General features: G+C 59.6%; 1 protein-coding gene. It reads right to left on the minus strand.

The window, feature by feature from the left end; translation table 11 throughout:
• Positions 1–92: 92 nt before the first annotated feature.
• Positions 93–507 (minus strand): TIM barrel protein (locus SO140_RS46500; RefSeq protein WP_498544282.1); only part of this gene is annotated, 415 nt, incomplete at its 5' end.

Raw genomic sequence — 507 nt, forward strand, 5'->3', positions numbered from 1 at the left:
GGTCGCAACCTGGCAAACGCTCGGCGGCTAACGCGCCGCCATCAAAAAAGGGGCGCTGGCAGCGCCCCTCGATCTTTATTCACCCTTACCGCTTAAATACCGGCGGTTTCCCGAATATAGCGGCGCGCTTTCACCGCATACTCGAACGGGTTGGCCAGCGCCGGATCCTGCTCGGCCTCCACCACCATCCATCCCTTGTAACCGCGCTCGTCCAGCAGCTTGAACACCGGCCTGAAGTCGATCACGCCATCACCCGGCACGGTGAAGGTGCCCTTCTTCACGCCATCGAGGAAGCTCAGCTTGTTGGCCTTCACTTCCGCCACCACCTCATCGCGCACGTCCTTCAGATGGACGTGGTTGATGCGCGGCAGATACTTCTCCAGGATCGCCATCATCGCCTGCTGGCTGCCTTCCGAATAGTAGGCGTGCCCGGTATCGAACAACAGGTAAACGTCGTCGTTGACCATGCTCATGTAGCGATCGATTTCGGCGGTAGTCTGAATGCCG

It is taken from the genome of Bradyrhizobium sp. UFLA05-108 (genome assembly GCF_059803455.1).